This window comes from Tropicimonas sp. IMCC34011, assembly GCF_003390865.1.
In the GTDB taxonomy this organism is placed as follows: domain Bacteria; phylum Pseudomonadota; class Alphaproteobacteria; order Rhodobacterales; family Rhodobacteraceae; genus Tropicimonas_B.
In genome coordinates this window covers 36,521-55,662 of record NZ_QMEJ01000005.1, presented here as the reverse complement: position 1 = coordinate 55,662, position 19,142 = coordinate 36,521, and the positions used below count along the sequence as shown (strand labels likewise).

General features: G+C 62.1%; 15 protein-coding genes and 1 pseudogene. 9 read left to right on the top strand and 7 right to left on the bottom strand.

Features of this window, described 5'->3' with window-relative positions; all coding sequences use genetic code 11:
• Nucleotides 1-123: 123 nt before the first annotated feature.
• The 5 genes from DQG15_RS14640 to DQG15_RS14620 are packed head-to-tail and all read right to left on the bottom strand — an operon-like array spanning nt 124 to nt 4,175.
• Entirely contained in the window at nt 124-624 is a 501-nt protein-coding gene (locus tag DQG15_RS14640) for a GAF domain-containing protein (protein WP_116086475.1), read from the bottom strand.
• On the bottom strand, nt 624-1,412 hold the full coding sequence (locus DQG15_RS14635) for an ABC transporter ATP-binding protein (protein WP_116086473.1): 789 nt from the start codon (nt 1,410-1,412) through the stop codon (nt 624-626). Before DQG15_RS14635 ends, DQG15_RS14640 begins: the two co-directional genes overlap by 1 nt.
• A complete protein-coding gene (locus DQG15_RS14630; RefSeq protein ID WP_116086471.1) occupies nt 1,409-2,251 on the bottom strand; it encodes an ABC transporter ATP-binding protein in 843 nt (280 codons plus the stop codon). Before DQG15_RS14630 ends, DQG15_RS14635 begins: the two co-directional genes overlap by 4 nt.
• On the bottom strand, nt 2,248-3,150 hold the full coding sequence (gene nikC, locus DQG15_RS14625) for a nickel transporter permease (RefSeq protein WP_198665165.1): 903 nt from the start codon (nt 3,148-3,150) through the stop codon (nt 2,248-2,250). The genes DQG15_RS14630 and nikC overlap by 4 nt, the downstream gene beginning before the upstream one ends.
• On the bottom strand, nt 3,150-4,175 hold the full coding sequence (locus DQG15_RS14620; RefSeq protein WP_116086466.1) for an ABC transporter permease: 1,026 nt from the start codon (nt 4,173-4,175) through the stop codon (nt 3,150-3,152). The genes nikC and DQG15_RS14620 overlap by 1 nt, the downstream gene beginning before the upstream one ends.
• 136 nt (nt 4,176-4,311) lie before the next feature.
• Between DQG15_RS14620 and DQG15_RS14615 the strand changes: the two genes are divergently transcribed.
• The 3 genes from DQG15_RS14615 (at nt 4,312) to DQG15_RS14605 (ending at nt 7,720) form a co-directional block, all read left to right on the top strand.
• Nucleotides 4,312-4,923, top strand: a complete 612-nt coding sequence (locus DQG15_RS14615) for a helix-turn-helix domain-containing protein (protein WP_116086464.1) — start codon at nt 4,312-4,314, stop codon at nt 4,921-4,923.
• A 43-nt stretch (nt 4,924-4,966) separates the two neighbouring features.
• Complete coding sequence (locus DQG15_RS14610) at nt 4,967-6,556, top strand: ABC transporter substrate-binding protein (RefSeq protein WP_116086461.1); 1,590 nt, start codon at nt 4,967-4,969, stop codon at nt 6,554-6,556.
• 69 nt (nt 6,557-6,625) lie between these two features.
• Nucleotides 6,626-7,720 carry a Xaa-Pro peptidase family protein gene (locus DQG15_RS14605; RefSeq protein WP_116086459.1) on the top strand — a complete coding sequence of 365 codons (1,095 nt, stop codon included), beginning with the start codon at nt 6,626-6,628 and terminating at the stop codon, nt 7,718-7,720.
• Nucleotides 7,721-8,041: 321 nt separating this feature from the next.
• Here DQG15_RS14605 and DQG15_RS14600 read toward each other — a convergent pair.
• Nucleotides 8,042-8,227, bottom strand: a pseudogene (locus DQG15_RS14600) (IS5/IS1182 family transposase); the annotation flags it as partial.
• On the opposite strand from DQG15_RS14600, the gene DQG15_RS14595 reads away from it, so the two are divergent.
• Genes DQG15_RS14595 through DQG15_RS14570 form a run of 6 tightly spaced genes read left to right on the top strand, consistent with a single transcriptional unit; the run spans nt 8,211 to nt 17,461 of the window.
• A complete protein-coding gene (locus DQG15_RS14595; RefSeq protein WP_232830898.1) occupies nt 8,211-8,768 on the top strand; it encodes a plasmid pRiA4b ORF-3 family protein in 558 nt (185 codons plus the stop codon). The pseudogene DQG15_RS14600 and the gene DQG15_RS14595 overlap by 17 nt on opposite strands.
• A 43-nt stretch (nt 8,769-8,811) precedes the next feature.
• Nucleotides 8,812-11,562 (top strand): DEAD/DEAH box helicase family protein, encoded by a 2,751-nt coding sequence (locus tag DQG15_RS14590; RefSeq protein ID WP_116086456.1) that lies wholly within the window; start codon nt 8,812-8,814, stop codon nt 11,560-11,562.
• Entirely contained in the window at nt 11,559-13,160 is a 1,602-nt protein-coding gene (locus DQG15_RS14585; RefSeq protein WP_116086454.1) for a restriction endonuclease subunit S, read from the top strand. The genes DQG15_RS14590 and DQG15_RS14585 overlap by 4 nt, the downstream gene beginning before the upstream one ends.
• The gene (locus tag DQG15_RS14580; protein WP_116086452.1) at nt 13,157-14,071 is read left to right on the top strand and encodes a GIY-YIG nuclease family protein; all 915 of its coding nucleotides are present in this window, start codon (nt 13,157-13,159) and stop codon (nt 14,069-14,071) included. The genes DQG15_RS14585 and DQG15_RS14580 overlap by 4 nt, the downstream gene beginning before the upstream one ends.
• Before the next feature lie 52 nt (nt 14,072-14,123).
• The gene (locus DQG15_RS14575; protein WP_116086450.1) at nt 14,124-15,974 is read left to right on the top strand and encodes a DUF262 domain-containing protein; all 1,851 of its coding nucleotides are present in this window, start codon (nt 14,124-14,126) and stop codon (nt 15,972-15,974) included.
• 11 nt (nt 15,975-15,985) lie between these two features.
• Entirely contained in the window at nt 15,986-17,461 is a 1,476-nt protein-coding gene (locus tag DQG15_RS14570) for a class I SAM-dependent DNA methyltransferase (protein WP_116086448.1), read from the top strand.
• Nucleotides 17,462-17,784: 323 nt separating this feature from the next.
• Here the strand turns inward: DQG15_RS14570 and DQG15_RS14565 are convergent, their stop codons facing one another.
• Entirely contained in the window at nt 17,785-19,119 is a 1,335-nt protein-coding gene (locus tag DQG15_RS14565) for a TolC family protein (protein WP_157969014.1), read from the bottom strand.
• Nucleotides 19,120-19,142: the final 23 nt, after the last annotated feature.

The following is a 19,142-nucleotide window of genomic DNA, read 5'->3' as shown; positions in this document are numbered from 1 at the left end:
CCGTCGCCAAGATGCAGACGATGATCGTGCATCTGCGAGACCGGCAGACCGATCCCGGCCTCTCTCACTTCGAACCGTGTCACTTGGTTTCAGAACCGAAAATCTGGCAGTTGGCGGCCTTTATCAGGTACGCAACACCATCGCCACGGAACAGGCCGCGGTTGCCGGCAGGCGCAGCACGTCGTGGATCCGGGCTATGCGCTCGGGCGTGTAATAGCCCTCTTCATGCAAGATGTTCATCGTCGCGATGACCTTGCCACCGATGATCAGCGGCAGGTTTACCACAGAGCCGCAGCCCAGCTTGCCGATCAGCTCGGCATCGGGGAAGACCGTGTCGATATCGGCCAGCGTGTTCGACACGAAAGCCTCCTGCCGGGTCAGCACCTGATCGAACCAGCGGTTCAGCTCGATCGGCTTCTCACCCGAGGTCGGGTAATTCGCGGCGTCGTCGGTATAGGCGCGGCGGGCCACCATGGCATCGGTGTCCGACGTCATCACGGTAAAAAGCTTTGCGCCGACCGTCGCCTTGGTCAGCGCGCAGAGCGCATCGAAGGCGGCTTCCTCGGTGGTCGCGGCGGCGAGCGCGGTGGTGAAGTCGGCGAGCGCCTTGGTCGTATCGGTCATCACGGGTCCTTGGTATCTGACGCCGCCGCAACGGCGGGATCGGCATCGGGGTTGCCGCCCGAAGCGGCGTAGAGGTCGAGCGTATAGGGATCGGAAAAGCTGCCGTCGTATAGCGCGGTCTTGGGGGCGATTTCGACGATGCGGCCCTTGTTCATCACCGCCATGCGGTCGCACATGAAGCTGACCACCGGCAGGTTGTGGGTGACCATCAGGTAGGTCAGTCCCTGTTCACGGCGCAGCCGCTTCAGCAGGTTCAGGATCTCGGCCTGCACCGAGACATCCAGCGCCGACGTCGGCTCGTCCAGCAGCATCACCTTGGGTTCCAGCATCAGCGCCCGAGCGATGGCGACCCGTTGGCGCTGCCCGCCCGACAGCTGGTGTGGGAAGCGGAAGCGAAAGCGCTGGTCGAGGCCGACCGCGCTCAGCATCTCGACCACCTTCTTGCTACGCTGGCCAATGCCGTGGATCGCCAGCGGCTCGGACAGCACGGTGTCGATGGTCTTGCGGGGATGCAGCGAGGCATAGGGGTCCTGGAAAACCATCTGGCAGGTATTGGAGAAAGTTCGGTCGGTGCCATGTCCCCGCGGCTTGCCCAGTACGGAAATCTCTCCCGTCCAGTCCGGCGCCAGCCCGGCGATGGCTTTCAGGACGGTCGACTTGCCCGAACCACTTTCGCCAACCAGCGCGAAACTTTCGCCCGTCGCCACGTCGAAGCTCACGTCGCGCACAACCTTGGTGTCGCCGTAGGAGATATCCAGGTCCTTGAGAGAAATTGCGGCGTTACTCACGTCCTTACTCCCCCGCTTCGGTCCAGTACCGGCAGCTCGTCCCGGGTTTCCTGCATCCGCGGCTGTGCCGCCAGCAGGCCCTTCGTGTAGGGATGGCTGGCCTTGTGCAGATCCGGGGCGGTGCAGGCCTCGACCACCTCGCCGCCGTTCATCACAAGAATGCGGTCGCAATAGCGCGCCACCAGGTTCAGGTCGTGGCTGATCAGGATCAGGCCCATGCCGTTGCCAGTGACAAGCTCTTCGATCAGGTCCAGCACCTGCGCCTGGATCGAGACATCCAGCGCCGAGGTGGGTTCATCCGCGATCAGCAGCTGCGGGCGCGGGATCAGCATCATGGCGATCATCACCCGTTGCCCCATGCCGCCCGAAACCTCGTGGGGATACATCTTCGCCACGCGCTCGGGATCGTTGAGACGGACCGAATTCAGCATCTCGATCACCCGCGCCTGCAGATCGCGGCGGGGCAGCTTCTCATGCACCTGCAGCGCCTCGGCGATCTGGTGGCCGATGGTCATGACGGGGTTCAGCGAGAACTTCGGGTCCTGCATGATCATCGAGATCCGCGCGCCGCGAATCCGGCGCATCTGGCGGGTGCCCTGCGCCATGAGGTCCAGCCCGTCGAAACGCAGGGTCTTCGCGGTCTGCTTGCCGGGTGCCCGGATCAGCCGAAGGATCGACCGGCCCGTCATCGACTTGCCCGAGCCGCTTTCGCCGACGATGCCCAGCCGCTCCTCGCGGCCCAGAGTCAGGTTCAAGCCCTTCACGACCTCCACCGGCCCCTTGGGGGTGGCGAAGCTGACCCGCAGGTCCTCGACTTCCAGAAGCGGTGCGTCGGTCATTTCTCGCCCCCCTGCTTGGGATCGAGCACGTCGCGCAGCCCGTCGCCCAGGAAGCAGAAGCCGAGCGATACGAGGATGATGGCGAAGCCCGGCATGGTGGCGACCCACCACTGGTCCAGGATGAACGTCCGCCCGCGCGAGATCATGGCACCCCATTCCGGCAGCGGCGGCTGCGCGCCGAGACCGAGAAAGCCCAGACCGGCGGCGGTCAGGATGATGCCCGCCATGTCCAGCGTCGCCCGCACGATCATCGACGAGGTGCAGAGCGGCAGAACGTGCCGGAAGATGATCCGCGAATGCGAGCCGCCGACCAGCCGCACCGCCTGAATGTACTCGTCATTGCGGAAGGTCAGCGTCTCGGCCCGGGCGATGCGCGCATAGGCGGGCCACGCGGTGATGGCGATGGCGATGATCGCGTTCTCGATCCCGGGGCCGAGGGCCGCAACGAAGGCCAGCGCGAGGATCAGCTTGGGCAGCGACAGGAAGACGTCCGTCACGCCCATCAGGATGCGATCGACCCAGCCGCCGAAGTAGCCAGCGACCGCGCCGATGATCAGCCCCAACGGGGCCGAGATCACGGCGACCAGAGCCACGATCATCAAGGTGATGCGCGATCCGTAGACAACGCGGCTGAAGATGTCGCGGCCCAGTTCGTCCGTACCCATCCAGTGCTCGGCCGAGGGGGGAAGCAGGCGCGCCTGCAGGTTCTGCCCCACGGGGGTTTCCGGCGCGATCCAGGGCGCGAACAGCGCGGTGGCCAGCAGAAGCAGGACGATCAGCAGCCCGGCCACCGCCAGCGGGTTGCGCAGCAGCGTCGTCGTCATCCGCCACGCGCGGCCGAGATTGGCCTGCGTCAGAGTGGCGGGGCTGTCGTCGAGAAGCCAGTCTCTCGTGCTCATCATCTGCTCCTCGGGTCGAGAACGCGGTAGAGCACGTCCGAGATCTTGTTGATCAGGATGAAGACAGAGCCGATCACCAGCGTCGCGCCCAGCACGGCGTTCATGTCGGCGTTCAGCAGTGCTGTGGTCAGGTAGTTGCCGATCCCAGGCCAGCTGAAGACTGTCTCGATCATGACCGAGCCTTCCAGGAGCGCGGCATAGGACAGGCCGATCACCGTTATGAGCGGCACCCGGATCGGCTTGAACCCGTGGACCCAGATCACCCGCCATTCGGGCACGCCCTTCACGCGGGCGGTGGTGATGAACTCCTGTCCGAGCTGGTCGAGCATGAAGCTGCGCGTCATCCGCGCGATGAAGGCCAGCGAGAAGAAGCCAAGGATCGAGGCCGGCAGGACGAGGTGCGCCAGCGCGTTGCGGAAGACGTCCCAGTCGCCGGCGAGTGCCGCGTCGATGAGCATGACATTGGTCCGTGCCGGCACGAGGCCCTCGTAAAAGATGTCCAGCCGCCCGGGGCCCGCGACCCAGCCGAGCCCGGCATAGAAGAACGCCAGTCCGACGAGCCCGAGCCAGAAGGCCGGGACCGAGTAACCCAGCAGCGCGAAGACGCGCATCACCTGGTCGACCCATTCGCCGCGCCGGGTGGCGGCCCAGACCCCGGCGGGCACGCCGAGCGCCACGCCGATCAGGATACCGAGCGTCGCCATCTCGAGCGTGGCGGGAAAGACCCGCAGCAGATCATCCGCGACCGGCCGGTTGGTCGAGATCGAGGTGCCGAGATCGCCCTGCATCACCGACCAGACGTAGTCGAAGAACTGTATGATCAGTGGACGGTCGAGCCCCATGGCCACGCGCGCCGCGTCGTATTGCGCCTGCGTCGCCCGGTCGCCCACCACGGAAAGCACCGGGTCGATGGGCACCACGCGCCCGATGAAGAAGGTGATCGCCAAGAGGCCGAGGAAGGTCAGCGCGGTGACAACGACAAAGCCGCCGACGCCCTTCGCACTGCGCCCCGCCCTGACGGCCATTGTAGCATCTATCGCCAAGGTCTCCGCCTCCTCTGGCCTCTTCAGCGTGAAATCTTCGCCGCAATGTCGCAAGAATTTTTGCCATAGTAAAAAAACTTTTGTAACTTGGAAGCGATAGTCTAGGAAGGGCCCTGCCATGGCACGGGAAAAGCACAAGGCCGAGCCGCAGCTCGGACCGCTCATTCGCAAGCGCCGCAAGCAACTCGGGTTGACGCTTCAGGCTCTCGGCGACACGGCGAGCGTCTCTGTCGGCTATCTCAGCCAAGTGGAGCGTGACAATGCCACGCCATCGCTCGGAACGCTGGCGCAGATCGCGGCGGCGCTGGATGTGGCTCTGGAATACTTCATCGCCACCCCCGGCCCAGCCGACAGCCTGACCCGTGCCGAGACGCGACCGCAATTCTCGATCAACGGATCGTCCATCGGGTACGAGACCCTCGCCACGGATTTTCCCGGATCCGAACTGTCGAGCTATATCCTGCACGTCCCCGCCGGCTACGCCTCCGAGGTGGTCAGCCACGAGGGCGAGGAGATCATCTACATCCTCGAGGGGGAGATCGAGCAGACACTCGACGGTCAGGTCATTCACATGAAGGCTGGCGACAGTCTGCACTACAGTGGGCTGCGGCCCCATTCGTGGACCAATTCCACCGACAGGCCCGTCCGCATCCTCTGGACCGGGACGCTTTCCGTCCTGACCCCCAAGGGCGGGATGAAACTACCGGAGATGGCGCAGCTGGAAAGCTGAGGAACGCCGTCCCATGCCATCGAACACCAACAAGGAGACCCAAATGAACATGCTGAAACCCGCGCTGCTGGCCTCGGCGCTCGCGCTGCCCCTCGCAGGCACCGCGGCACTGGCCGACACGCCCGATGACATGCTGGTCATCGCCCAGAACATCGACGACATCGTCGCGATCGACCCGGCGCAGGCCTACGAGTTCACCTCGGGCGAGCTGGTCACCAACCTCTATGACCGTCTCGTCCAGTACGATGCCGAGGACCCGACCGTCCTCGCGCCCGGTATCGCGACCGAGTGGGAAGTCGATGCCGAGGCCAAGACCATCGCCTTCACCCTGCGCGATGATGCCGTCTTCAACTCGGGCAACCCGGTGACCGCCGAGGACGTGCTGTTCTCGCTCTCGCGCGTCATCAAGCTGAACCTGACGCCTGCCTTCATCCTCGCCCAGCTTGGCTGGACCCCGGAGAACGTGGACGACATGGTCACCGCCGAAGGAAACGTCGTGACCGTGCAATACGAGGGCGACTTCTCGCCCGCCTTCGTCCTGAACGTCCTGGCCGCGCGCCCCGCCTCCATCGTCGACAAGGCGCTCGTGATGGAAAACGAGCAGGACGGCGACATGGGCAACGCCTGGCTGAACGCCAATTCGGCAGGCTCCGGCCCCTTCGCGCTGACCGGCTACACGCCGGGCCAGATGGTGCGCATGGCCGCCAATGAGGACTACTTCAAGGGTGCGCCCGCGATGTCCCAGGTCATCATCCGCCATGTCCCCGAATCCGCGACCCAGCAGCTTCTGCTGGAACAGGGCGACATCGACATGGCGCGCAACCTGACGCCCGACCAGGTCGCATCGCTGTCCAGCGACGACGTCAAGGTAGAGACCTTTCCTCAGGCCGCCGTCCACTTCCTGTCCTTCAACCAGAAGACCGACAGCCTGACCGATCCGGCCGTCTGGGAAGCCGCGCGCTATCTCGTCGATTACACGGGCATGACCGACACCATCATCAAGGGCCAGATGGAGGTCCACCAGGCCTTCTGGCCGAAGGGCTTCCCCGGTTCCTACGACGAGACGCCCTTCACCTACGATCCCGAGAAGGCCCGGCAGATCCTCGAGGACGCTGGCGTCGAGCTCCCGATCGAAGTGACGCTCGATGTGATCAACGCGCCCCCCTTCACCGACATGGCGCAGTCGCTGCAGGCGAGCTTTGCCGACGCGGGCATCGACTTCGAAATCCTGCCCGGCACCGGCGCGCAGGTCATCACCAAGTACCGCGAGCGGACCCACGAGGCGATGCTGCTGTACTGGGGCCCCGACTTCATGGACCCGCATTCCAACGCCAAGGCATTCGCCTACAACTCCGACAACTCGGACGAGAACTACCAGGCGACCACCACGTGGCGGAACGCCTGGGCCGTGCCGGACGAGATGAACGAGCAAACCATGGCCGCCCTCTCGGAGAGCGATCCCGAAGCGCGTCTCGACATGTACCGTGACCTTCAGGCCAAGGTGCAGGAAAGCTCGCCCATCGTGATCATGTTCCAGGCCACCTACGAAGTTGCCATGGGCGCGGATGTCTCGGGCTACGTCAACGGCGCGACCTCTGACTTCGTCTACTACCGGCTGGTCGAAAAGGAATAATCCTGCGACCGCCGCAAGACTACAGGGTCGCCGATTCTCCGGCGGCCCGTTTCGTTTCAGGAGTGAACAATGTCCTATCTGATGCAGGCCGAAGAGCGCCTCGCGCGGCTGCGCACCCGGATGGCGGAAACCGAAACCGACCTATTGGTACTGGGCCCCTCCAGTCACATGGCATGGCTGACCGGACTGAACCCGCACGGCGACGAACGCCCCGTCATGCTGCTGGTCAGCGCCGAACACGCCGGTTTCCTGATGCCCGCGCTCAATGCTGCCATGGCGCAGGAGATCACCCCGCTGCCTCTGTTCACCTGGACCGATGACGATGGCCCGATGACGGCCCTCGACGCCCTGCTGGACGCCAGCGATGCCCGCCGCCCAGGCCTGTCGGTGGCCCTGGACGAAACCATGCGCGCCGATTTCGCCCTGCTGCTGCTTGACAAACTGGACAGCCCACGCCGCCGCTTCACCGATGACACCGTCAGCCTGCTTCGCACCCGAAAAGACGAGGAAGAAGCAGCCCGTATCAAAGCCTCGCACCTGCTGAACGATGCCGCGGTGGAGGCCGCCTTCGCCGCCCTGAAGACCGGCACGACCGAGGCTCAGGTCGTCGAGCTGATCGAGACGCACTACAAGAACAACGGCGCCGCAACAGCCTTCTGCTCTGTCTGCTTCGGCGCCAACGGTGCCTTCCCGCACCACCACCCCGGCGCCACCGCCTTGGGCGAGAACATGGCCGTGCTGATCGATACCGGCTGTGTGCTGGACGGCTATCCTTCCGACATGACCCGCTGCCGCTGGTTCGGCCCAGATCCGGATCCGGAATTCCTCAAGGTCCGCGACATCGTGGAGGCGGCGGTGCAGGCTGCCCTTGCAGCCGCCCGGGTGGGCGCACTCGCCCGCGAGGTCGATGCCGCTGCCCGCGGCGTCATCAGCGATGCGGGCTACGGCGACCGATTCCCGCATCGCACGGGACACGGGCTGGGCCTCGATATCCACGAGGCGCCCTACATCACCGGCACTTCGGAGTTACCCCTTGTGGCCGGGAACGTCTTCTCGATCGAGCCGGGCATCTACCTCAACGGCAGGTTCGGCCTGCGGCTGGAAGAAATCGTAATCCTGCGCGAAGACGGCCCCGAGATCTTCTCGGAACTGCCCCGGGTCTGACGAGACCCTCTGACCACGGTTGCCGAACCTGTAGCATCGGACAAAAGAGCGCGTGCCCACTCCAAACCCTTCCTTGCCCTGAAGCATACGACCGACGGTGTTGGGTTCGCGAGCGGATCGGGCCGGTGCAGGACGAGCTGGCTCTCGCTGGTGGGCGGGATGGGCGCGACGATCCGGAGGGCGCCCGCAGCCTCGCCACGCGGCTCAGGGAGGCGCTGGGGACCCGGCAGAAGCGAACGGCCGGTTCGGAGATCGCCGCCCCGGTGGGGCATTATTGCAGAACTCAGGCTTGAAGCGTGACGTCCCCTTGCACCGCTGACGTCATGCCACGCGGACGATCTCGGCCGTGCCGAGGGCGTTGAAGCGGTTCATGAGTGCGACGCGGATGTGTATTTCGGCAGTTTGTCGGTCGGGATCTCGGGCGGCGATGCGTTCGCCGAAGGCTTTGATGCCTCGCATCTTAGCCTCGATCCGGCTTCAAGCGTGATATCTGGTCCAGTGCTTCCAGTTCACGGTCGGGGAGCGTGACTACGGGGAACCCAGTCCGGAGGATGCCGCATGGGGCCACAAGGTCTACCATGCCGAGAACATGCGCCTGGAAACCTTGGTCGGGCGTGGCGTAGCAGACTCCGAATACACCTACGATTTCGGTGACAACTGGCAGCATCGCGTCGTCATCGAACATGTCGGAGTCGCGGATCCAGTCGTCGACTATCCGCTCTATCAGGGTGGCGAGCGCACCGCGCCGCCGGAAGACGTCGGTGGTCCGCCCGGTTTCGTCGATTTCGTGGAAGCCATGGGCAATAGCCGTCACCCGGCGCACAATGACATGATCCGTTGGTACGGGCGCCCCTTCAATCCAAGGGATTTCGGCGAGTCAGCGGTTGCCGCAACCGTCCGCGAGATCGCGGCCAAGAGGAAAGTGGCAATGCTGGCGTTCGAGCGGACCCAGCAACCTCGGCTGGTGCTGCCTCACACTTGCTTGTCTGATATTCTGGGCCCTGATGCTTGCGAAATGAATGTGGCTGCAAACACTTGCAGACATTGACCGGCTATTTCATTCTGCAACTGAGTTCCATGCATGGTGATAAATGTCGACGGCTATTAATCAAAATTCCGAACAGATAGCCCGTGACGCTATCGACAAACAGCTCATGGACGCGGGTTGGGTGGTGCAGGACAAGGCCAGCGTCAATTTCAACGTCGGTTTGGGCATTGCGGTCCGTGAATACCAGACCGACATCGGTCCGGCAGATTACGTTCTCTTTGTCGATCGGGCAGCTGTGGGGGTCGTTGAGGCCAAGCCCGGAGCGTGGGGGGAGAAGCTGACGACGGTGGAGGAGCAGTCCGCCGGGTATGCGAACGCTCAGTTGCAGTGGGTCAGCAATGCGGAGCCGTTGCCCTTCGTGTATGAAAGCACCGGCACCATCACACGGTTTACCGATAGCCGGGATCCGTCACCGCGGTCTCGCGAAGTCTTCACTTTCCACAGACCGGAAACCCTAAAGTCCTGGTCGAATGCGCCGTTTTCGTTCAGAACCGGGCTGAGCGAGCTCCCTGACCTCAATGCCGACGGCCTCCGAGATTGCCAGATCACCGCGATCACGAACCTAGAAACCTCTCTTCAAGCCGGGAAGCCGCGGGCCCTCGTCCAGATGGCAACTGGCTCGGGAAAGACCTTCACAGCCATCACCCAGGTCTATCGCCTGCTGAAACACTCCGGTGCGCGCCGCATCCTGTTCCTGGTCGACACGAAGAACCTTGGTGAACAGGCCGAGCAGGAGTTCATGGCCTATGTCCCGAACGACGACAATCGCAAGTTCACCGAGTTGTACAACGTTCAGCGCCTCACGTCGCCGTCGATGGCTGGCGATACCCAGGTCGTCATTTCCACCATACAGCGGATGTATGCCACGCTGAAAGGCGAGGACCTCGATGAAAGCCTCGAGGATGAGAACCCCGCTGAACTGAAATTCCGACCGAAAACGCCGAAGCCCGTCGTTTACAACCCCAAGCTCCCGCCCGAGACCTTCGATGTCGTGGTGATCGACGAATGCCACCGCTCGATCTACAACCTGTGGCGTCAGGTCATCGAATACTGGGATGCCTTCCTTGTCGGCCTGACCGCCACGCCGGACAATCGCACCTTCGGCTTCTTCAAGAAGAACGTCGTCAGCGAATACACCCACGAGAAGGCCGTCGCCGACAAGGTGAACGTCGGCAACGAGGTCTACATCATCGAGACCAAGGTGACCAAGGGCGGCGGCAAGGTGCAGGCCGAACAGCTGGTCGAGAAACGCGAACGGGCGACCCGCGCGAAACGCTGGGAAACCCAGGATGTGGACGAAGCCTATGCCGCCACACAGCTCGACCGTTCAGTGGTGGCGCCGGACCAGATCCGCACCGTCATCCGCACCTTCCACGATCAGTGGCCTGACATCTTCCTCGGCCGCAAGGAACTCCCCAAGACCCTGATCTTCGCCAAGACCGACAGCCACGCCGACGACATCATCCAGACTGTCCGTGAGGAATTCAGCGAGGGCAACGAGTTCTGCCGCAAGATCACCAACGGCGCGAAGAACCCGAAATCATCGCTCACCTCATTCCGCAACGAATACTACCCGCGCATCGCCGTCACCGTGGACATGATCGCCACCGGCACCGACGTGAAGCCGCTCGAATGCCTGCTCTTCATGCGCGACGTGAAGTCGAAGAACTACTTCGAACAGATGAAGGGCCGTGGTACCCGCGTCGTCAAACCCGACGATCTGAAAAAGGTCTCCCCCTCGGCCAAGGCGAAAACCCACTACGTCATCGTCGATGCGGTGGGCGTCACCAAGTCGGTCAAGACCGCCAGCCAGCCGCTCGACAGCAAGCCCTCGATCCCGTTCAAGGATCTCGCCATGAACCTGATGATGGGCGATCGGTCCGAGGAAACCGTCAGCTCCCTCGCAGGCCGTCTCGCGCGGCTGGATCACAAGCTAACCCCCGACGATCAGGAGAAGGTCACCGAGCTGGCTGGCAAGCCCCTGTCCTCCGTCATCCGCGACCTCTTCGATTCCATCGACCCGGACAAGGTCGAGGCCGACGCCATCGCCGCAGGCCACCCCGAGCCGGACGATGCCGCCATGAATGCCGCCCGCGAGCACCGCATCAAGCAGGCTGCCAACGTCTTCACCGGGGAACTGATCAACACGCTCGACACCATCCGCCGCGACACAGAGCAGACCATCGACCATGACACGCTTGACGAGGTGATCACCGCCGCATGGGCGGGCGACACTGACGAAAACGCCAAGGCCATCGCGCAGGAGTTCGAGGACTACCTGAACGAACACCGGGACGAGATCGAGGCGCTGACCATCTATTTCGACACACCCGCCCGTCGCGCCGAGGTCACCCTGTCGATGATCAAGCAGGTGCTGAAGAAACTGACCGAGGATCGCCCCCGCCTTGCGCCGCTCAACGTCTGGCGCGCCTATGCGCATCTGGATGACTACAAGGGGGAAAGCCCGAACGGCGATCTGACGGCCCTCGTGGCGCTGATCCGGCGGGTGACGGGGTTGGATGATCGGTTGACCCGCAGCTCCGACCGCGTGCGCCGCAACTTTCAGAACTGGATCATGCAGCGGCACTCGGGCGCGGGGACCAAGTTCTCTGACGCCCAGATGGACTGGCTGCATATGATCCGCGATCACCTGATCAGCTCTTTCACCATCGAACGCGACGATCTGGAACTGTCCCCCTTTGAAGCCAAGGGCGGGATGGGGCAGATGTATCACCTCTTTGGCGATCAGATGGAGGACGTCATGACCGAGATGAATGAGGCGCTGTCGGCATGACGGAAATTGAATTGGGTCAATTCTACCCAGTCAAAACGAATGATCTGCCTGAAAGCTGGGCGGTATCATATGTCGGCGATTTTGCATTGGCTGTTCAATCTGGATTTGCTTGCGGCAAGCATGGCCGTGAAGATGGCGTTCCTCATTTGCGGCCTATGAATGTTTCGCGAAATGGTGCGCTCGACCTGTCCGACGTGAAGACCGTTCCGCCCGAATTCAACGAGAAACGCCTAAAGCGTGGCGACGTTTTGTTTAATAACACAAACAGCCCGGAGCTCGTAGGCAAGACCGCCTTTGTGACGGAGCGCGGTAGTGAATTGGCGTTCTCAAACCATATGACACAGGTGAAGGTCGCTGAAGGCGTATCCGCGGAGTTTTTGGCGGTACAATTTCATTACCTCTGGGCACAGAAATACTTTTTCCACAGATGCGTCAAACACGTTAATCAAGCCAGTATTTCTGCGACGGAATTAGCAACGAGGATTCCGTTCGTATGTCCCCCCACCAACGAACAACGCCGGATCGTGGAGCGGATCGAGGCGATGTTCGACGAGATCGACCATGGGGTGGAGAATCTGAAGAAGGCCAGGGCGACCCTTGGCCTCTATCGACAGTCCCTGCTCAAATCCGCCTTCGAAGGCCGCCTGACCGCCGACTGGCGCGCCCGCAACGCCGACAAGCTGCCCCCCCCCGAAACCCTTCTGGCCCGCCTCGAAGCTGAACGAGACACATGGCACGAGGCCGAGTTCCAACGCTGGCAAGACGACGTTGCCCAATGGGAAGACCGAGGCGGAAAAGATCCGAAACGCCGCAAGCCCGAAGCCTACAAATCCGGCGATGCACTGACTGAGGAAGAGCTTTCAGTTCTTCCCGACCTACCTCCGGAGTGGCTTTTCGTGCGTCTGAACGACATTGCCTACATCGGTTCGGGCATGTCCGTCAGTAAGTCGCGAAAGCACGAAGACCCAGTCGAGATTCCCTATTTGCGCGTTGCCAACGTTCAGCGTGGATTCCTTGAACTAGATGAAATCAAAACCATGCTAATTGAGCGATCTCAACTGGCCGGATTGCAGTTGCGCGAGTGGGATATCCTTTTCAACGAAGGTGGCGACCGCGACAAACTCGGACGTGGCTGGATATGGGAAATGCAGGTCGATCCCTGTATCACCCAGAACCATGTGTTCCGAGGAACTCCTTTCCGAACAGACAAAGACTGGTCGATCTACATATCCCAATGGGGCAACAGCTACGGCCGCGACTACTTCGAAACGGGGGGCAAACAGACCACGAATCTTGCGTCTATCAACAAGACGGTCCTCAAGGCTCTTCCTGTCCCGATCTGCGCCCCCGAAGAACAAGCCGAGATCACCCGCATCCTTGACGAGCGCCTCTCTGCCGCCGACGCGCTGGAAGCCGAGATTGACGCAGGCATGACCCGCGCCGAAGCCCTTCGCCAGTCCATCCTGAAACAGGCCTTCTCCGGCAAGCTTGTCCCGCAAGACCCCAAAGACGAACCCGCCGCCACCCTCCTCGCCCGCATCAAGGCCGAAAAGGCCACAAAGCCCAAGGCCACCCGCAAACGGAAGGCTATGGCATGATCAAGAAGAAAGGCCGCTCTATCGAGCTGTTCTTTGTCGACGGCACGCCCGACGGCATGGTCACGGCCACGATCCCGTTCCAGTGGTCCGGCCATGTGCTGGTGACGCAGCGCACTCAGTTGAAAGAGGCGATCTCCCGCCCCGAGGCGCAGCGCACCGGGGTCTATATCCTGATCGGCGACAAGGACGGCGTGACCACCGCCTATATCGGCGAAACCGACGAGCTGAAGAAACGCCTGACCCAGCACGCCTCGGAAAAGGACTGGTGGGATGTGGCGATCCTGATCACCTCGGGCGGCGAACCCTTGAACAAGGCGCACGCGCGGTATCTGGAACACCGGATGCTCGCGGACGCGAAGCAGATCAACAAGATCGCGCTGGAAAACGGTCAGGGCGCCACGGCCAGCCCCCTGAGCGAAGCCGCCCGCGCGCACATGGAAGATTTCCTCGAGAACATCTACCTCGTGCTGCCTGCGCTTCGGTTCGATTTCCTGTCCGAGCAGACCAAGGATGACAGCCCGGCAGCCCCGGCACCGACAACGTTCGGCGCGGTCTACTTCACCTTCGAGGTTCCTAAACACGGAATCAAGGCTCGCGCCCGATGGGAAGACGGCAAGTTCATCGTGGAGGCAGGATCCTTGGCGCGCGGCAAGTGGTCCAGCACGGCGCAGCACGCCACCTACGAGGAGCTTTACGGCGAACTGGTGGACCAAGGCGTTCTCCAGGTGGACGGCGCACACCGAGTCTTTTCGAAGAGCTATGTTTTCAGCAGCACCAGCGCCGCTGCGGCGGTTGTGTCAGGCCGCCCCGCCTCTGGTCCGAAGAGCTGGATCCTTGAGAACACGCACCAGAACTACGGCGACTGGGAGACATCGCAGCTTCAGGCCGTTTCAGGCGACGAAGGCATCTGATGAAGGGTTACTGCTGGGCGGTTCTACCGACACCGGTGTCAGGAGTTAGATCATGAGCACATTCGACAGCACGAAACTTCCGCTTCCGCAGGTCCTCAAGGACATCACGGATGGGGTCATCCAGCTCCCCGACTTCCAGCGCGGCTGGGTGTGGGATGACGAGCATGTGAAGTCTCTGCTGATCTCGATCGCGCGGTCGTTCCCGGTGGGGGCGGTCATGATGCTGGATACGGGCGGAGAGGTGCGCTTCCAGGTGCGCCCGGTGGAGAATGTCGAGTTCAGCGGACCGTTGCCGGAACCTGAAAAGCTGATCTTGGACGGACAGCAGCGCCTGACCTCGCTGACTCAGGTGCTGGCCCTCGACAAGCCGGTTAAGACCTTTGACGGCAAGGGTAAGGCCATCGACCGGCACTACTATATCGACATCGCGCTGGCCCTCGAGGAAGACCGACTGGAGGATGCCGTTATCTCGGTTCCGGCTGATCGGATGATTAAAACGAACTTCGACCGGGACATCGAGATGGACCTTTCGACCACGGAGATGGAGATAAAGAACTTCCACTTCCCATGCTCGCAGATCCTGAGCTCGGACGATTGGGAGGAGGCGCTGCACGAGCACGCGCCGGAACGCTTCGGTGAGTTCATGAAGTTCCGCAAGCAGGTGCTGGCGGCGTTCAGGAGTTACCAATTGCCCGCGATCACGCTCGGCAAGGCGACCTCGAAGGAGGCGGTGTGCCTTGTGTTCGAGAAGGTCAACACCGGCGGCGTCCCTCTGTCCGTTTTCGAACTGGTGACGGCGACCTTTGCCGCGGACAACTTCAACCTCCGTGACGACTGGTACGGCAGCCGGCTACGGAAGGTCGAGGGCAAGGTTGAACGACTAGCGAATGAGCCGATCCTGAAGGGGATCGAACCTGCCGACTTCCTGCAGGTGATTTCGATCCTTCAGAGCTCGGAACGCCGGAAAGCTGACATTGCTGCGGGCAAGACTGGAAAGCAGATCTCGGCAGTCTCCGCGAAAAGGGCGACTGTTCTGTCCCTGTCTCTCGACGACTACCAGACCTGGGCTCCCGCGGTTGAGGCCGGCTTCATCCTTGCGGCCAAGTTCATGCGAAAGCAGTGTTTCTTCACGAGGCGCGAACTGCCGTACCGGACTCAACTGGTTCCTCTGGCTGCGGTTCTCTCCCAGATCGAGAACCGTTGGCTAGAGCCGAAGATCTACGACCGACTGTCGAAGTGGTTCTGGTGTGGTGTCTTGGGCGAGCTGTATGGCGGCGCGGTCGAGACGAGGATCGCGAACGACTATGAGGAGTTGATGCGATGGGTGATCGATGGTGGCGAGCCCAGCGACACACCACGTACCATCGGTGATGCCGCGTTCCAGGAAAGCCGTCTCGACACCCTCAGATCGAGAAATAGTGCAGCTTATAAGGGGTTGAATGTGTTGATCCTTCGAGAAGGGGCGAAGGACTTCTTCTGGAAAGCGAGCATTCAGGAGCTCGATGGGGAAGATATCGCCCTCGACATTCATCACATCTTCCCGAGGGCGTGGTGCGAGGTCGCGGGGATCCCGGCGAACACTTTCAACTCGATCGTGAACAAGACCCCAATTTCCTACAAGGCAAACCGAATGATTGGCCGCAAGCCTCCCTCCGAGTACCTTGCATCGCTGCAGACACATAAACAGGTCGGCCTGGATGACACCGAGATGAACGCCATCCTGGCTTCCCATCGGATTCCAGTTCCGCAGTTGCGTTCGGACGAGTTCGCGGAGTTTTACAAGGTCAGGAAGACGAACCTGCTCCAGCTCGTCGAGATAGCCATGGGGAAGGCGCCACAGCTTGACCAGTCCAATTCCGCTCAGTTGCCTTCTCAGGAAGCCGACCACGACGAGTTCGTGTGAAAGGACACCGATTGAACACCGCTCCAATTATTTCCAAGGTCTGGTCCTTCTGCACGACGCTGCGTGATGACGGTGTCGGTTATGGCGATTACCTTGAGCAGCTGACCTATCTGATCTTTCTCAAAATGGCGGACGAATACTCGAAACCGCCTTACAAGCGCGATGTGGGAGTTCCTGACGCGTACAGCTGGACAAGCCTGACTGGCTTGCGTGGGGCCGATCTGGAGGCTCACTACGTGAAGGTGCTTCGCGAACTGGGCCAGCAGAAGGGAATGCTGGGGCAGATTTTCACGAAGGCCCAGAACAAGATCACCGATCCGGCGAAGCTCTTCCGTCTGATCGATATGGTGGATGGCACCAAATGGATCATGTTGGGCGCTGACGTGAAAGGTGATATCTACGAGGGGCTGCTGGAGCGCAACGCCGAGGACACCAAGTCCGGTGCGGGCCAGTATTTCACGCCGCGTTCGCTCATCCAGGCGATGGTGGAATGCGTCCGCCCTGAACCCGGCAAGACCATCGCCGACCCGGCCTGTGGGACTGGCGGATTCTTCCTGGCGGCTCATGATTTCCTGACGGATCCAAATAATTATGCGCTCGACCGTGAACAGAAGGAATTTCTGAAGAACGGGACATTTCATGGGAATGAGATCGTCGCAGGCACGCGTCGCCTATGCCTGATGAACATGTTCTTGCATGGCATCGGGGAGATGGCGGGCGAACCGAGCGTTTCTCCCACAGATGCCCTGATCTCATCGCCGTCCGACACAGTTGATTTGGTGTTGGCGAACCCGCCCTTCGGCAAGAAAAGCTCCATGACCTTCACGAATGCCGAAGGCGAGCAGGAAACCGAGGACCTGACCTATAACCGGCAGGATTTCTGGGCCACGACGTCAAACAAGCAACTGAACTTCGTTCAGCACATCCGCACCATGCTGAAGACCACCGGGCGGGCCGCAATCGTGGTGCCGGACAACGTGCTGTTCGAGGGCGGTGCGGGCGAAACGATCCGCCGCAAGCTTTTGCAGAACACCGATCTGCACACGATCCTGCGGCTGCCGACAGGGATCTTTTATGCGCAAGGGGTCAAGGCCAACGTCATCTTCTTCGACAATCGCAGCGCCAGCAAGGAGCCGCAGACCTCGCACGTCTGGTTCTATGATTATCGGACGAACGTGCATCACACGCTCAAGCAGAAGCCGATGACCTATGCCCATCTCGAAAATTTCATCACCTGCTACAATCCCGCCAATCGGCATGAACGCACCGCGACCTGGACCGAGGACACGCCTGATGGGCGTTGGCGTGCCTATTCTCGTGAGGAATTACTGTCGCGCGACAAGTCGAGCCTGGATGTCTTTTGGCTCAAGGACAGTTCCATGACCGATCTCGACAGCTTGCCGGAGCCTGACATGCTGCTCGAAGAAATCCTGGAGAACCTCGGCGCAGCGATGGAGAATTTCGCGGCGGTCCGGCAAGCGAGTTGAGGCTGAAGCGGCTTTTCAGCCGCGGAAGCACTCCGTCAAAGTGGCACTCCCAGAAATAGTATGGGCGCCCTATATCTTGATCAAAGCTTGGCTTCGCGGGATCCTTGCCCCGATTTCGCGACAACTTTGCCCCGATTTACAGCAGAACATCTATCGGTAGGGCGAGCGGGATTGGGATTTCGTATCTTCGCAGTAGCGCCTGATCATCGACAGAGAAGTATTGCGCTCCCCGGTTGGCCTGATGAACTAAGCTAGGCGCAGGGTTGCGAGCCACGACTGATCTGCCCTTTGAAAACTGGAAATTGTGAAGCCGGAGTTTAGCCTCAAGCAGGGTTAGGCGTTAATGGAAATCCGTAGAGCGACTGGGCCTCGATGTTCAGCTGACCACGCAGGGTCCGTTCGCGCGCCGCACAGTTGATGCGTGACTTCATCAGCTCCGCCCGTTCCTCGACGAGTTCGGCGCGGCGCATCGAATAGTCCTGCTCCTGCTCGAGGAGCTCGGTCAACCTGCGTGTGCCGAGGTCGAAGTACTGGGTCCGGTAGAGATCCCGCGTTTCGGCGAGGAGCGCGATCTGACGCTCCAGCAGCCCGACACGTTGTGCGCCGGTGGCGATGCTCCGGGCCAGTCCCCTCTCCTCGAGATCCTGCTCGAGGGCAACGGTCTCGACCCGGGCCTCGGCGGCGGCGAGCGCGTTGCGCGCTGCGCGGGCGCGTGCCGTCAGCGCGCCGCCCTGCAGAACGTCCGACCGCACGCCGACGTTCAGACCGACGGAGGTGCTGCCATCTGCCACGTCTCCCCTCACCAGAGGCGAGGCGGTGATCCCGGGCAGCCGGGCCCGATCGGCCCGCTCGAGCTCGAGGCGCGAGCGAAGGAATTCGAGCCTTGCGCGAACCATCTCCTCGGACAGCGCCGAGGTGCCGCAGGACTCCGCCACGACGTCGAGCGGTGCCCCCTCGGATTGACCGCTGAGCCGGAACAGCGTGTCGCGTGCCTCGGCCAGGGCAAGCTCGGTATCGAGCACGGTGAATTCGGCCGCCTGCAGGCGCGACCGGGCTTCCAGCGCCTCTGTCCGTGTGGAGGCGCCGTTCTCGATCCGTGCCGCGACCAGCCCTGCAAGATGCTGCAGCTGCTGAAGGTGCGCATTGTGGACGGACAGCAGTTCCTTCTGCATCGCCACGTCCTGCACCGCGTGAAGGACGTCGATCAGGGTTTCGTCGACCTCCGTCTGGAAGTCGAGAAACCGAAGCTGAAGATCGAGGTCGGCGATCCGGATCGCCCGGTCGGTCTCGCCGAAGGAGGTGAGTTGCTGCTCCCCCACGAGGTCGACGGCGGCGTCGCCCTGCCCCGCATCCCCCACACCGCCGCCAAGGGACAAGCTGAGACTGGGGAAAAGCGCGGCCCGGGCGACCCTGACTTCATCTGCGCTGGCCGAGACAAGGCTCGCGGCCTCCCGCACCGAGGGGCTCATCAGGACCCCGTTCCGGGCCGCGTCGGCGGCGGATTGGCCAGACGACCGGCCGAGGGCCGGCAGGGCCGCAGCCTGGTCGCGCAGAGCCGCTTCCGTCCCCTCGGGGCCACGCAGACCAGAGCAGCCAGCCAGCAGCGCAACCGCCAGGACGGCAAATCTCCCTGCCCGGCCGTCCCGCCCGTCCGTCACTCTCTCCCGCCTCGGTAGCATCG

Bases quoted from the DNA above. Each gene is read 5' to 3' on its own strand.
- DQG15_RS14640 (WP_116086475.1), bottom strand. From the start codon at position 624: ATGACCGATACGACCAAGGCGCTCGCCGACTTCACCACCGCGCTCGCC.
- DQG15_RS14630 (WP_116086471.1), bottom strand. From the start codon at position 2,251: ATGACCGACGCACCGCTTCTGGAAGTCGAGGACCTGCGGGTCAGCTTC.
- nikC (WP_198665165.1), bottom strand. From the start codon at position 3,150: ATGAGCACGAGAGACTGGCTTCTCGACGACAGCCCCGCCACTCTGACG.
- DQG15_RS14620 (WP_116086466.1), bottom strand. From the start codon at position 4,175: ATGGCCGTCAGGGCGGGGCGCAGTGCGAAGGGCGTCGGCGGCTTTGTC.
- DQG15_RS14615 (WP_116086464.1), top strand. From the start codon at position 4,312: ATGGCACGGGAAAAGCACAAGGCCGAGCCGCAGCTCGGACCGCTCATT.
- DQG15_RS14610 (WP_116086461.1), top strand. From the start codon at position 4,967: ATGAACATGCTGAAACCCGCGCTGCTGGCCTCGGCGCTCGCGCTGCCC.
- DQG15_RS14605 (WP_116086459.1), top strand. From the start codon at position 6,626: ATGTCCTATCTGATGCAGGCCGAAGAGCGCCTCGCGCGGCTGCGCACC.
- DQG15_RS14590 (WP_116086456.1), top strand. From the start codon at position 8,812: ATGTCGACGGCTATTAATCAAAATTCCGAACAGATAGCCCGTGACGCT.
- DQG15_RS14585 (WP_116086454.1), top strand. From the start codon at position 11,559: ATGACGGAAATTGAATTGGGTCAATTCTACCCAGTCAAAACGAATGAT.
- DQG15_RS14580 (WP_116086452.1), top strand. From the start codon at position 13,157: ATGATCAAGAAGAAAGGCCGCTCTATCGAGCTGTTCTTTGTCGACGGC.
- DQG15_RS14575 (WP_116086450.1), top strand. From the start codon at position 14,124: ATGAGCACATTCGACAGCACGAAACTTCCGCTTCCGCAGGTCCTCAAG.